Below are 12,865 nucleotides of genomic sequence, written 5' to 3'. Positions count from 1 at the left end.
AAAAGCTCACGGCTCTCTTCTCGAGGTCCATCCCATGAAGCTTCCGACCGTCACTCCCGCCGATATCCGCCGCGCACTGCTGCTGCGAGAGGAGATCGCGCTGCTCGATCTCAGATATGAGGCCGGCTTCGCGACGGGGCATCCGCTGTTCTCCGCCAACATGGCCGTGGACCGGATCGCGATCGAGGCCGAGACGAGGCTGCCGCGCAAGAACGTGCCGATCGTTCTCTATGATGACGGCGAGGGACTTGTCGCGACCGGCGCGGAGCGTCTTGCCGCGCTGGGCTATACCGATATCAGCGTGCTCGATGGCGGCCTGAAGGCATGGCGCGACGCGGGCTTTGAGGTCTTCGAGGACGTCAATTCCTACTCGAAAGCGTTCGGCGAATTGGTCGAGTCGCGCAGGCACACGCCATCGTACAGCGCCGACGAGGTGGCCAAGCTGATCGCGGACAAGGCCAATATCGCCATCCTCGACGTTCGACGTTTCGACGAATATGCCACCATGAACATTCCGGGCTCTGTGAGCGTGCCCGGCGCGGAGCTGGTGCTGCGGGCGGGGCGGGCCGCGCCCGATCCTGACACCACGATCATCGTCAATTGCGCCGGCCGCACCCGCTCGATCATCGGCACCCAGTCGTTGATCAATGCCGGCGTGCCCAACAAGGTGCGCGCGCTGCGCAACGGCACCATCGGCTGGACGCTGGCGCGGCACACGCTCGATCACGGCGCGGAGAGGCGCGGCGCGATCGGGTCGTTCGAGGGCGGTCCTGCCAATGCGCGCGATGTCGCCTATCGCGCCGGTGTTCGCCATATCGGCGCAAGCGAGATGGCTGCGCTGCTCGCGCAGACGGATCGCACGCTCTATCGCTTGGACGTGCGCGACGCCGAAGAATATGCCGCCGGCCACCTCCCGGGCTTTCGTCACTATCCCGGCGGCCAGCTGGTCCAGGAAACCGACATGGCCGCGCCCGTGCGCGGCGCGCGCATCGTGCTAGCCGACGACAAAGGCGTCCGCGCCGACATGACGGCGTCCTGGTTGGCGCAGATGGGCTGGGAAGTTTATGTGCTGGAAGGCGGTTATGACGGCGCGCTGGAGATCGGCCCGCCCCGTGTGCTGCCCAAGCCCGATCCCGCCCACCGCTACCGCCGGCCCTATGAAGGTACCGACATCGCGGAGAAGGCGATGCGGGCCTATCTCGATTGGGAGTATGGACTCGTGGAGCAACTCCGACGTGACGGCACGCACGGGTTCTATGTGATTTGATTGCGGGGCAAGCGCGCGTAAGGCCTGGGCACTGATCCATCCCGTCTCTCAGGATGACGGAATGGCTGCTGTGAGCGCGGAATGACGGGGCTGCTGGTGGGATGCCAAACGCACAAGACCTCGCCATCTTCCCTCCGTATCCACCCCCTATTGTGCCCCGCACCGTCCACGGTCTATGTGCTGCGACAAAGCTCATCATCTATGGAGACACCATGCCAGCCCCAGGCCAAAGCCCTGAGCGGAGTGCCAAGGCGCTGCTGCTCGAAGGCGTCAACGACAGCGCTGTCGACCTTTTCAAGGGCGCGGGCTTCACCAATGTCGAGCGGCTGACCAAGGCGCTGGACGGCGAGGATCTGCGGCGTGCGCTCAAGGGCGTGTCGCTGCTCGGCATCCGCTCGCGCACCCAGGTCACCGACGAGGTGCTGGAAGCCGCCGATGGGCTTCTCGCGGTCGGCTGCTTCAGCGTCGGCACCAATCAGGTCGATCTCATGGCGGCGCGCAAGCGCGGCATTCCCGTCTTCAACGCGCCATTCTCCAACACGCGCAGCGTCGCCGAGCTCGTGATCGGCGAGATCGTGATGCTGCTGCGGCGAATCTTTCCGCGCTCGGTGTCGGCCCATGACGGCGGCTGGGACAAATCGGCGATCGGCAGCCGCGAGGTGCGCGGCCGCACGCTCGGCATCGTCGGTTACGGCAATATCGGCTCGCAGCTCTCGACGCTGGCCGAAGCGATCGGCATGCGCGTGATCTATTTCGACCGCACCGACAAGCTCCGCCACGGCAACACCGAACCGGTCGAGAGGCTGGAAGAGCTCTTGGCGCAGAGCGACGTCGTCAGCCTGCACGTGCCGGAGACGCCGGAGACCGCGGGCATGATCGGCGAGAAGGAGCTCCGGGCGATGAGGCCTGGCTCGTTCCTGATCAACAACAGCCGTGGCACGGTGGTCGATCTCGACGCGCTCGCGCGCGCGTTGCGCGACGGTCATCTCGCCGGTGCGGCCGTCGACGTTTTTTCCGGTCGAGCCGTCGTCGAATTCGGATCGCTTCAAGAGCCCGATGCAGGGCCTCGAGAACGTCATCCTCACCCCGCATATCGGCGGCTCGACCGAGGAGGCGCAGGAGCGCATCGGCGGCGAGGTCGCGCGCAAGCTGGTCGATTATTTCATCACGGGCTCGACCATGGGCGCGGTGAATTTCCCCGAAGTGCAGCTGCATCTGCGCCCCTCCGGCGCGCGCTTCAGCCATGTCCATCGCAACGTGCCGGGCATGCTGCGGCGGCTCAACGAGGTCTTCCTCCAGCGCGACATCAACATCGCCGCGCAATATCTGGAGACATCAGGCGATCTCGGCTACGTCGTGCTCGATGCCGATCTCGGCGGACATGATTCCGCGGCGCTGCTCCAGCAGATCCGCAGCCTCGACGGCACGATCGGAGCGCGGCTGGTGTTCGAGCATTAAAGCGTTTTCGAGCGAAGTGGATACCGGTTCGCGTCAAGAAAGCGCGTCAATCCAACAAACTGCAGCCCTGTTCCGATTCCATCGGGACAGGGCTGCAGCGCGTCGTTGACGGCCGGCAGCAGGTCGCATTGAATGCGGCCTTCGTTGATTGAACAAGAACATGGATCCGGGTGGAAACGATGACGCTGACGAGAGCGAAGCTGTGCGCATGGCTCGTGGGGACTGCGGCTGCGCTGAGCGCGAATTCCGCCCTGGCGCTCACTCTGGCGGAGGATGCAGAGACGGTCTGCAAGGGCCTTGTCGGTGGCGCCGATGCGGTGAAGATCGATGCCGCGACATTGCAGGCACCCTCGCCAATCGCCGTCGCCGAACGCGGGCCGACGCCGTCGGGGCGCATCACGCCGGCCAATCCCGGCTTCTGCAAGGTGCTCGGTCACATCGATCCGGTCGACCCCAAGGCGCCGCCGATCAAATTCCAGGTCAACCTTCCCGTCGAATGGAACGGACGTTCGCTGCAATATGGCGGCGGCGGCTTCAACGGCGTGCTGATCACGGGTCTCGGGCTGCCGCCGGCCTATCCCTTCGACAAGCCGTCGCCGCTGGCCAGTGGTTTCGTCACCTACGGCACCGACTCGGGCCACGAGACCAGGCAAGGCGAGCCGCCACAGGTCTTTGCGCTCAATGACGAAGCCTTCGAGAATTTTGCTCACCGCGCCTACAAGAAAGTGCGCGATGCCGCAATTAGGGTGATGGAGCGCGCCTACGGCAAGAAACCCGAGAAGATGTACTTCATGGGTTCATCCGAGGGCGGCCGTGAAGGCCTGACCATGGCGCAGCGCTACCCCGATGATTTCGACGGCATCTTCGCCCGCGTGCCCGTCATCAATTGGGTCGGCTTGCAGCACGCCGGCACGCGTTCGGGACTTGCGACCATGGGCGCGGGCTGGATCAATCCGGCGCAGGTGAAGCTCGTCGGCGAGGCCGTGCGGGCGGCCTGTGACAAGGCCGACGGCTCCGACGATGCGCTGGTGCAGGACCCCGTCGGTTGCAAGGCGGCATTCAAGGTCGAGACGCTGCGCTGCGCGGCCGGCCAGAGCGGCGATCAGTGCCTCACCGATGCGCAGATCAAGGCGATCGACACCTTGCACGGAACCTACAAATTCCCGTTCGCGCTTGCCAACGGCCTCGGCGATTATCCCGGCTGGGGCGTGTCGGGCGAGGATACGCCGGCGATCGGTCCGACCGGCGGCTGGACGGCGTGGTGGCTCGGCACCGCGCCGCCGGCGCAGCCGCCTGCGCCCAACAACGGCATCGCCTGGATCTACGGCGCCGGCGGCATTCAATATGTCTTTGCGCGCGATCCCAAGCTCGACGTCACCACCTACAAGGTGGAGGAGCACAAGGCGCGGCTGCTCGAAGTGTCGAAGCTGATGGACTCGACCGATCCCGATCTCAGCCGCTTCCGCGCCCGCGGCGGCCGTCTGATCATGCTCGAGCACATGGCCGATTTCGCCCAGAGCCCCTATGCCGGCATCCGCTATTTCGAGAGCGTCGAGCGCAAGCTCGGCAAGGCCGAGACGGCGGAGTTCGCGCGGCTCTACACCGCGCCCGGCGTGGATCATGTCGGCTCCGGCGCGCCGGCCAATGTCGACATGCTGAGCGTACTGGTCGACTGGGTCGAGAAGGGCAAGGCGCCCGGCGATCTCGAAGTCAGCGAGCAGAAGGTCGAGGCGCCCTCATTCGCAGCGCTGCGCGCGATGCCGCTGTGCCGCTGGCCGGCCTGGCCGCATTACAAATCGGGACCGGTGACGGAAGCGGCGAGCTTCTCCTGCGCGCCGTAGCGAGGTGGGCCGTTTGACAATGAGTTCGCGCCGGGCTATCTATTTCGCATGCGAAATAACGGCACCGGCGCGCCGCATCATCGGCTGATCTACCTGCTGAGCGTCGCGCAGCGCCGCTTGCAGCGCTGGATGGCGGCGCGGCCGGAGAACGAGGTGACGCCGGCGCAGGCCGGGCTGTTGTTCATCCTCGGCAGGCAGGACGGCGTCCTGATGGGCGAGGCGGGTGCGGCGCTCGATCTGGGGCCGGCCGGCATTTCCGGTCTCGTCGACCGCACCGAGGCCGCGAAGCTGATCGAGCGGCGGGCCGATCGCGAGGACGGACGCGCCTGGCGGATCTGGCTGACGCCGAAAGGGCGGACCGCGCTGGCGCAGGCGAAGGCCGGTGCTGCAGAGGTCAACGCCGCGCTGACGGACGGATTCACGGCCGCGGAGATCGACATCGTCGCGCGCTGGCTGACCAGCATTCAGAACAAGTTTCCAAGATCTTCAGAAGCAAGAAGTTCAGACGACTAGAAGGAGAGACCCATGACCGAGCACGTCCGGATCGAGAACAATGGCGGAATTCTCACCCTCACGCTGGCGCGCCCCGACAAGAAGAACGCGCTGACGGATGCGATGTACGGCAAGCTCGCCGACAGCATCGAATCCGCCGAGTTCGATCCGTCGGCCCGCGTGATCCTGATCCGCGGCGAGGGTGATATGTTCACCGCCGGCAACGACGTCGGCGAATTCGCCGCGGTCGCGGCCGGCAAGTCCGAGGGCAGCCGCAACGTCGTGCGTTTCATCCAGTCGCTGGCCCGCTGCACCCGGCCGCTGGTCGCTGCCGTGCAGGGCCGCGCCGTCGGCGTCGGCACCACGATGCTGCTGCATTGCGACCTGGTCGTGCTCGCCGACAACGCGCAATTGTCGACGCCCTTCGTCAGCCTGGCGCTGGTGCCGGAGGCCGCGTCGAGCCTGCTGATGCCGGCGCGCATCGGCTACGCCCGCGCCTACGAAATGTTTGCGCTGGGCGAGACCGTGCCGGCGCAGGCCGCGCTGCAATGGGGCCTCGCCAACCGCGTGGTGCCGCTCGACAAGCTCGATGCCGAGGCGCTTGCGCTGGCGCAACGTCTTGCCCGCCAGCCGGCCGGTGCGCTCACGGCGACCAAGAAGCTGATGCGCAATGGCGAGGTGTTGCTCGCGCAGATGCAGGCGGAGGGCGAGCACTTTGCACAACGTTTGCGCACCGCCGAGGCGCGTGAGGCGTTTACGGCCTTTGCCGAGCGCCGTCCGCCCGATTTCACCAAGGTCGCGTAGAAGGCGACCGGCCGCTGCGGGAATGGGTGCAGGGGAGATCACCTCAATTCAATTAAAACCTTAACGGAACTTTGGCATGTCGCGGTGCAAGGTGGCCACTCTTTCAGAGTAGGCCCTTCGACCCCATGGCAATGTTTAAGAAATCGGTAAGCTCGCTTCTCCTGACGTTGATGGCCCTGCTGGCCATCGGCGCGCTGGCCTCGACGGCGTTCCAGATGGCGGGGGCGTTCGGCCGCTACAGCGACAGTCTCGAGACCGAGCGGCTTGCCGCGGCCGACAAGGCGATCTTCCATGGCGTGCTCGCGCTGCGCAACAATCGCGGCGACGCCCAGAGCGCGCTGCTCGGCGAGGACGATCCACGTGCCAAGCTCGGCGCCGCCGAGAAGGCCGAGCAGGGCGGCTACGAAGGCATCAGTGCCGCGCTCGCGACCGTGGACTTCGCGCGTCGCGACGAACTAGCCAATACGCTGAAGCAGCGCTGGAACGACGCATCGCCGCAATTCCAGCTGTTCTACGACGAGGCCAAGCGTCCGCGCGCCGAGCGCAAGATCGAGCGGACCAGTTCCTGGTACGATGCCGTCACCAAGGTGATCGACACCGCGAACCTCGCCTCCACCGCGGTGTCGAACCGTGCCTGGATGAACGATCCCTATATCGCGCGCATGATTCAGGTGCGCCGCTTTGCCTGGCAGGTCCGCGATCGCTATGGCATTCATTGCTCGTCCCTCCGCTCGAATGTCAACGGCAGCAAGCCGCTCGACGACGCCCAGAAGCGGACGGTGGCGCAATGGGACGGCACCATCACCTCCGGCTGGGCAGGCATGGCCGAGTTGCTGGCCGCGCCCGACGCGCCGGCGGAACTGGTGACGGCAGCGACGGATGCCAAGGCCAAGACCGATGGCGTCCTCAAGCAGATCAACGAGCTCACCAGGAATTTCGACGGCAGCGGCAAGCCGGCGATGCCCCCCGCGGAATGGAACGCGTTGTGCCAGTCGCCCTTCGCGCCGATCGTGGCGGTCGCCAACAAGGCCCTCGACCAGTCGATCGCGCGTGCCGAGACCGTCCAGCAGAAGGCCCTCATCAACCTGATCGTGCAGTCGTTCGCGTTCCTGCTCGCGTTGGCCGTGACGGTGGCCGGCGTGTTCGTGGTGCGCAATCGCCTGATGCGTCCGGTTCGCGCCATTCTCGACGCCATTGCCCGCATCAGCGCGCGCGACTATGCGACGCCGGTGCCGCAATCCCGGCATCCCGACGAATTCGGCACCATGGCTGCGGCACTTGAAAGCCTGCGCGAGAGCGCGGCGACGGCCGAGCGCCTGGGCCGGGAGCGCGAATCGCAGCAGGCCTTGCAGCTGGCCCGCTCCGGGACCGTCGACGAAGCCTGCCGCAGTTTTGACGACACCGTGCAAGCGGTCATCCAGAGTGTCGTGGCCTCGACGCGGGAGCTCGATGCCACCGCAACCGGCGTGCGCTCGCTGGTCTCGCAATCGAGCAGCCAGACCTCCGCGGTCTCGTCCGCCGCCGAACAGGCCACCAACAATCTCGAGACCATCGCGGCTGCGACCGAAGAGCTCTCCGCTTCCGTCGGCGAGATCTCCGCGCAGGTGCAGTCCAGCGCCCGCGAAGCGCGCGAGGCGGTGTCGCAGGCCGAAAGGACCAACGCGACGGTCGAGATCCTCGACCAGACCGCAGGCCGCATCAGCGAAGTCGTGAAGATGATTCACGCCATCGCCGGTCAAACCAATCTTCTCGCACTGAACGCTACCATCGAGGCCGCACGCGCGGGCGAAGCCGGTCGCGGCTTTGCCGTGGTCGCCGGCGAGGTCAAGAGCCTTGCGGCGCAGACGGCGACCGCCACGGAGGAAATCTCGCGCCAGGTCGAGGAGATCCAGGGCGCGACGGGCCAGGCGGTCGCAGCCATCCGCTCGATCGGCGGTTCGATCAGCGGCATCGACGAGAAGATGACGGCGATCGCCGCCGCCGTCGAGGAGCAGCGCGCGGCCACCACCGAGATCTCGCGCAACTTCCAGCAGGCCGCGCAGGGCACCCGCGAAGTCACCGACACCATCGGCAGCGTCGCCAGGCTCAACCAGGAGACTGGCAACGCCGGCACGGTGTTGTCGGAATCCGTCAAGAAGATGTCGGCCGACGCCGATCGTCTCCGCGTCGCGGTCGAGGGCTTCCTGGGCGCGGTCAAGACCGCGTAGTTTCGCCTCATTCCTCCATCCTGACGTCGTGCGTTCGGCATTGCCGCCGGTCCGCGCGGCGGCTACATCTGGGCCGCCTCGCTCCGTGAGCGCGGCGACAGACGCAAGACATATCAGGGATGGAGAGTTCGATGCCGGTCACCCCAGACAAGGCCCAACGCCCCTATCGCGGCGTGTTTCCGGTCGCGCCCACCATCTTCGACGAGTGCGGCGAGCTCGACCTCGAAGGCCAGCGCCGCTGCATCGATTTCATGATCGACGCCGGCTCGAACGGCCTCTGCATCCTCGCCAATTTCTCCGAGCAGTTCGTGCTCACCGATACCGAGCGCGAAACCGTGATGCACGCGGTGCTGGAGCATGTCGCGGGCCGGGTTCCCGTGATCGTCACCACCACGCATTTCAGTTCGACCGTCTGCGCCGCGCGCAGCCAGCAGGCGGAAGCCGCTGGCGCCGCCATGGTGATGGTGATGCCGCCCTATCACGGCGCGACCTTCCGGGTTCCTGAGAAGGGCATCGTCGAGTTCTTCAAGGTGCTGTCGGGCGCCATCACCATTCCGATCATGATCCAGGATGCGCCGGTCGCGGGCACGCCGTTGTCGGTCGACCTGCTGGCGCGGCTGGCGCGCGACTTTGCCAACATCCGCTATTTCAAGATCGAGGTGCCGGGCGCGGCCTCAAAGCTCCGCAGCCTGATCGAGGCGGGCGGCAAGGACATCGAGGGCCCGTGGGACGGCGAGGAGGCGATCACGCTGCTGGCCGATCTCGATGCCGGCGCCACCGGCGCGATGACCGGCGGCGGCTATCCCGACGGCATCCGCCAGATCGTCGATCCCTATTTCGCCGGTGACCGCGAGAAGGCGAAGGCCGCCTACGAGCGCTGGCTGCCGCTGATCAATTACGAGAACCGTCAATGCGGCCTGATCGCCTGCAAGGCGATGATGCAGGCCGGCGGCGTGATCAAGTCGGATGCGGTGAGGCATCCACTCCAGCCGCTGCATCCGGCGACGAAAGCGGGTCTGCTGGAGCTTGCGAAAGAGCGCGACGCGCTGGCGCTGCGGTGGGGGAAGTAGGGCTGCACACACCGCAGTCGTAGGGTGGGCGAAGCGAAGCGTGCCGACCAATCGTGTGCCGTCGAGAAGAGTGGTGGGCACGGCGCTTTGCGCCTTTGCCCACCCTACGATGGCTGAGCATGACGCGCGATCTCGGCTAACTCACCAGTACCCACTCTCCGACAATGCGAAACCGCGCCTTCGCATCATCCTGCCGAAACAGCGCGATGCGGTCGATCGCCAGCGTCCCGATCCCCAGCGCTGCAAACCGTTCCCGCAGCATCGCCAAAATCGGCCCGCGCCGCTCCGCGTCCAGCCGTCCCGTCAGCGTCATGTGGAAGCGGAATTCTTCCATCACGTAGGGGTAGCCCCAGCGGTCGAGATAGTCGCGCTGCCGCTCGCTCAGCTTTTCGGGCCTGCGCCGCGCACGATCTTCCGCAGACAGTGCGGCGCGAAACGAATCGAAATCGCGGACGCAATCTGCGGCGAGCCGCTGGAGCGCATCGACCGGCTCGGTCGGAATGACAGCGATGAAGCCGCTGATGGCATCGACAACAGGGCGGATCACGGGAAGCGGCCGCGCCTTGCCGGCGAAGACCGCGCAGGCGGCGATCAGCTCCGCTTCGGTCCTGCCTGATACGAGCGCCATCGGCGCCTTCAGCGTGGCGTGAAAGCCGTATTTACGGGGATCGGCGCTGATGTCGCGCCAGTCCGGCGCGACATGCAGCGCATCAGGCGGAAACGGCAATTCGTTGCCGGTGTAGGCATCATAGCCGAGCAGCTCGGCGCCGAAGCGGGACAGCGCGGCGTCGCTGCCTGCGGCAAAATAGATCGCGTAGCGGGGAAAACCTGTCATCGGCTCAGCATAACCACTTTAGGCCGCGACGACAGCCTCGCGCGGCGCTGCCACAGTACTCAGCAGCCGCGTCGCATCGGTGAGATGCACGAGCTTTCCGCCTGATATCACCGCAATCAGCCGCGGCCGCAGCTTCACGCTGTCGTCGACCAGCAGGATGTCGGCGCGGCGGCCTTCCGCGAGCACGCCGCGATCGGCAAGGCCGGTGGCGAGCGCCGGCCCGGCCGAGACCAGGCTCCAGGCCTCGGTCAACGGCAGCACGCCATCGGCGGCAAGCCGGAACGCGGCGAGCAGCTGCGCCGGATAATAATAATCCGACGCCAGCACCGAGCAGAGCCCCTTGGCGATCATGTCGGAGGCCTTGGTCCAGCCGGTGTGGCTGCCGCCGCGCACGACGTTCGGCGCACCGTAGACGATGGCATCGCCGTGGCTTGCGGCCGCCTGCGCGGTCTCCTCGTTGACCGGAAATTCCGCGATGCCGGCGCCGAGCTCGCGAAATTCCTGGCGCATCGCCGGCGTCGCATCGTCGTGCGAGAGCATCCGCACCTCGGCCGCGCGGGCCGCGGCGGCCAGCCGCGCAACCGAAGCCGGCACCTCCTGGGCGCGCGAGACCACGCGCTCGACCAGCCGGTCGAATGCCTCGGCCGACAGGCCGGTGCGCTCCACCATGCGGTTGCGCTTGCGCGGCTTGGCCATGTCGGCGACCGTGCCGTCCATGTGGTCGTTGAAGGCGAACAGGTCGACGCGGCCCTCCGAGAGCCACAGGCTGATCTCGTCCTCGGCATCGAGATTGTAGGTCTCGTGCCGCAGATGGAAGCGGGTGTCGGCGGCGAATTGCGGGCGCTGGCGCTCGATCGCTTCCATCAGGCCGCGCGCATTGTCACTGCTGCGCAGGCCCGGCTCCCAGGAGCAGGTGGTGGCGTGAAACACCGTGGTGATGCCGTTGCTGATCGCCTGACGGTCGCTGTCGGCGAGCGCGACGTCGATCGGAAAATCGACACCGGCGCGCGGCATCATCTGCCGCTCGAAGGCATCGCCATGCAGATCGACGATGCCGGGCAGCACCAGCAGGTTGCGCGAATCGATCGCCAGCCGCGCCCGGCCACGAGAGCCACCAATCTCTGCAATGTCCGTTCCGGAGACGAGGAGCGAGGTTTCGACGAGTTCGGCGCCGACCAGGGCCCGGCCGCCTTCAAGGAAAATGTCTGTCACGCGACCGCGCTTCGTTTGCTGGTTGAGGGACTTGTCGGTGCTTCGTATGTCGCAAGAAAATCTTCAATCCCGAGCTTGCGGAAATCGGGCAGCGCTTCGCGCAATTTGTCGTGATCCCAGTCCCACCAGGCGAGCTTCGCGAGCCGTCCGGCGATCTCCTCGGAAAATCGCCGCCGCACGATGCGGGCCGGATTGCCGGCGACGATGGTGTAGGCTGGCACGTCCTTGGTGACGATGGCGCCGGCCGCGATCACCGCGCCGGTGCCGATGTTGCGGCCCGGCAGCACGATCGCGCCATGGCCGATCCAGACGTCGTGGCCGATATGGACGTGATGCTGGCGCCGCCAGTCGAAGAACTCGGCATCGTCGCTCTCGCCTTCGAAATAGGCGCTGGAGCGATAGGTGAAATGCGCCTGGGTGGCGCGGTGCATCGGATGATTGCCGGGGTTGATACGCGTCATCGCCGCGATCGAGCAGAACTTTCCGATGGTGGTGTAGGTGATTTGGGCGTCGTTCACGACATAGGAGTAATCGCCCATCGCGACATCGTGCAGGATGGTGCGCGCGCCGACCTCGGTATAGGCGCCGAGCCTGGTCTCGTGCAGCTTGGCGGAGGGGTCGATGGTCGGCTGGACCGAGAGGGTTTTGGCGGCCATGTTGCATCCGAGGCGCGAGGGCGGGTGTTCCTCTTCGAGCGGCTTGATGACGATGTCATGACATGACGATGACAGGGGATGAGGTGTACAGGATCGCGGCACTGCAATGCCGGTGTCACACAAGTGTCAAGCGCCGGCGTTAGCGGTGGGCCCAGTTAATCTGGAGCCCTGCATGCTGGTGGTGGAAGGTCTGACGTGTCGCTTCGGCGCGAAAGCCGCGGTGGACGACGCCTCGTTTCAAGTCTCCCCCGGCGGCTTCGTCGGTGTGATCGGACGGTCCGGCGCCGGCAAGTCGACGCTGCTGCGAACCATCAATCGTCTCGCGACGCCGACGCAGGGCCGCATCCTGTTCGACGGCATCGACGTCACCGCGCTGCGCGGCAAGGAATTGCGGCAGTGGCGGGCGCGTTCGGCCATGATCTTCCAGCAGTTCAACCTGGTCGGCCGGCTCGATGTCCTCACCAACGTCCTGATGGGACGACTTGCGACGATGCCGGCCTGGCGCTCGCTGTCGCAGCTCTGGCCGGAGCAGGACAAGGCGCTGGCGATGTCGGCGCTGGAACAGTTCGACATCGCCTCGCTCGCGGCCCAGCGCGCCGACCAGCTCTCCGGCGGCCAGCAGCAGCGCGTCGCGATTGCCCGTGCGCTGGTACAGCAGCCCGATATCATCCTCGCCGACGAGCCGATCGCCTCGCTCGATCCGCGCAACACCAAAATCGTGATGGATGCGCTGCTGCGCATCAACAAGCATTTCGGCATCACCGTGCTTTGCAACCTGCATTCGCTCGATCTCGCCCGCAGCTATTGCGACCGCCTGATCGGCATGGCGCAGGGCCGCGTGGTGTTCGACGGCGCGCCGTCGGCGCTGACCGACCATGTCGCGCGCGAGCTTTACGATCTCGAAGCCGCAGACGTCATGGGCGGCACGCCTGTACCGGCGCCCGAGGGCATTCCAGCGCTTGGAACGGCGGCCGCCGCCTGAGCGGCGCCTCATCTGCTTAGTTGCCAGTTTTGCGTCAACCG

At 66.2% G+C, this 12,865-nt stretch carries 10 protein-coding genes and 1 pseudogene; 8 read left to right on the top strand and 3 right to left on the bottom strand.

Translation table 11 applies throughout. The features are described 5' to 3' along the window. Positions 1 to 34 precede the first annotated feature (34 nt). The 7 genes and pseudogenes from CIT39_RS31105 to CIT39_RS31075 all read left to right on the top strand — a co-directional run bounded on the left by CIT39_RS31105 (position 35) and on the right by CIT39_RS31075 (position 9,139). Positions 35 to 1,267, top strand: coding sequence for a rhodanese-like domain-containing protein (locus CIT39_RS31105; RefSeq protein WP_094976487.1), 1,233 nt, complete (start codon positions 35 to 37; stop codon positions 1,265 to 1,267). A gap of 212 nt (positions 1,268 to 1,479) precedes the next feature. Beyond that, positions 1,480 to 2,725: pseudogene (serA, locus tag CIT39_RS31100) on the top strand (phosphoglycerate dehydrogenase). Positions 2,726 to 2,904: 179 nt separating this feature from the next. Next, positions 2,905 to 4,566, top strand: coding sequence for a tannase/feruloyl esterase family alpha/beta hydrolase (locus CIT39_RS31095; RefSeq protein ID WP_162308776.1), 1,662 nt, complete (start codon positions 2,905 to 2,907; stop codon positions 4,564 to 4,566). Between the two features lie 48 nt (positions 4,567 to 4,614). Next, on the top strand, positions 4,615 to 5,079 hold the full coding sequence (locus tag CIT39_RS31090) for a MarR family winged helix-turn-helix transcriptional regulator (RefSeq protein ID WP_094976490.1): 465 nt from the start codon (positions 4,615 to 4,617) through the stop codon (positions 5,077 to 5,079). A 12-nt stretch (positions 5,080 to 5,091) separates the two neighbouring features. Further along, positions 5,092 to 5,862 (top strand): enoyl-CoA hydratase, encoded by a 771-nt coding sequence (locus CIT39_RS31085; protein WP_094976491.1) that lies wholly within the window; start codon positions 5,092 to 5,094, stop codon positions 5,860 to 5,862. A 125-nt stretch (positions 5,863 to 5,987) separates the two neighbouring features. After that, positions 5,988 to 8,069, top strand: coding sequence for a methyl-accepting chemotaxis protein (locus CIT39_RS31080; protein WP_094976492.1), 2,082 nt, complete (start codon positions 5,988 to 5,990; stop codon positions 8,067 to 8,069). A gap of 131 nt (positions 8,070 to 8,200) precedes the next feature. Further along, positions 8,201 to 9,139, top strand: a complete 939-nt coding sequence (locus CIT39_RS31075) for a dihydrodipicolinate synthase family protein (protein ID WP_094977051.1) — start codon at positions 8,201 to 8,203, stop codon at positions 9,137 to 9,139. Between the two features lie 136 nt (positions 9,140 to 9,275). Here CIT39_RS31075 and CIT39_RS31070 read toward each other — a convergent pair whose 3' ends face one another. The 3 genes from CIT39_RS31070 to CIT39_RS31060 are packed head-to-tail and all read right to left on the bottom strand — an operon-like array spanning position 9,276 to position 11,842. Then, positions 9,276 to 9,974 (bottom strand): DUF1045 domain-containing protein, encoded by a 699-nt coding sequence (locus tag CIT39_RS31070; RefSeq protein WP_094976493.1) that lies wholly within the window; start codon positions 9,972 to 9,974, stop codon positions 9,276 to 9,278. An 18-nt stretch (positions 9,975 to 9,992) separates the two neighbouring features. Continuing rightward, on the bottom strand, positions 9,993 to 11,186 hold the full coding sequence (locus tag CIT39_RS31065; RefSeq protein ID WP_094976494.1) for an alpha-D-ribose 1-methylphosphonate 5-triphosphate diphosphatase: 1,194 nt from the start codon (positions 11,184 to 11,186) through the stop codon (positions 9,993 to 9,995). After that, positions 11,183 to 11,842 carry a transferase hexapeptide repeat family protein gene (locus CIT39_RS31060; protein ID WP_162308775.1) on the bottom strand — a complete coding sequence of 220 codons (660 nt, stop codon included), beginning with the start codon at positions 11,840 to 11,842 and terminating at the stop codon, positions 11,183 to 11,185. The genes CIT39_RS31065 and CIT39_RS31060 overlap by 4 nt, the downstream gene beginning before the upstream one ends. Positions 11,843 to 12,014: 172 nt before the next feature. Between CIT39_RS31060 and phnC the strand changes: the two genes are divergently transcribed. Continuing rightward, on the top strand, positions 12,015 to 12,824 hold the full coding sequence (phnC, locus tag CIT39_RS31055) for a phosphonate ABC transporter ATP-binding protein (RefSeq protein ID WP_094976495.1): 810 nt from the start codon (positions 12,015 to 12,017) through the stop codon (positions 12,822 to 12,824). Positions 12,825 to 12,865 lie beyond the last annotated feature (41 nt).

This window comes from Bradyrhizobium symbiodeficiens, from assembly GCF_002266465.3.
In the GTDB taxonomy this organism is placed as follows: domain Bacteria; phylum Pseudomonadota; class Alphaproteobacteria; order Rhizobiales; family Xanthobacteraceae; genus Bradyrhizobium; species Bradyrhizobium symbiodeficiens.
This window is presented reverse-complemented; position numbering and strand designations above follow the sequence as displayed.

What these genes read in the sequence shown, in the direction of transcription:
- CIT39_RS31105 (WP_094976487.1), top strand. Translation starts at nt 35, where the DNA reads ATGAAGCTTCCGACCGTCACTCCCGCCGATATCCGCCGCGCACTGCTG.
- CIT39_RS31095 (WP_162308776.1), top strand. Translation starts at nt 2,905, where the DNA reads ATGACGCTGACGAGAGCGAAGCTGTGCGCATGGCTCGTGGGGACTGCG.
- CIT39_RS31090 (WP_094976490.1), top strand. Translation starts at nt 4,615, where the DNA reads ATGCGAAATAACGGCACCGGCGCGCCGCATCATCGGCTGATCTACCTG.
- CIT39_RS31085 (WP_094976491.1), top strand. Translation starts at nt 5,092, where the DNA reads ATGACCGAGCACGTCCGGATCGAGAACAATGGCGGAATTCTCACCCTC.
- CIT39_RS31080 (WP_094976492.1), top strand. Translation starts at nt 5,988, where the DNA reads ATGGCAATGTTTAAGAAATCGGTAAGCTCGCTTCTCCTGACGTTGATG.
- CIT39_RS31075 (WP_094977051.1), top strand. Translation starts at nt 8,201, where the DNA reads ATGCCGGTCACCCCAGACAAGGCCCAACGCCCCTATCGCGGCGTGTTT.
- CIT39_RS31070 (WP_094976493.1), bottom strand. Translation starts at nt 9,974, where the DNA reads ATGACAGGTTTTCCCCGCTACGCGATCTATTTTGCCGCAGGCAGCGAC.
- CIT39_RS31060 (WP_162308775.1), bottom strand. Translation starts at nt 11,842, where the DNA reads ATGGCCGCCAAAACCCTCTCGGTCCAGCCGACCATCGACCCCTCCGCC.
- phnC (WP_094976495.1), top strand. Translation starts at nt 12,015, where the DNA reads ATGCTGGTGGTGGAAGGTCTGACGTGTCGCTTCGGCGCGAAAGCCGCG.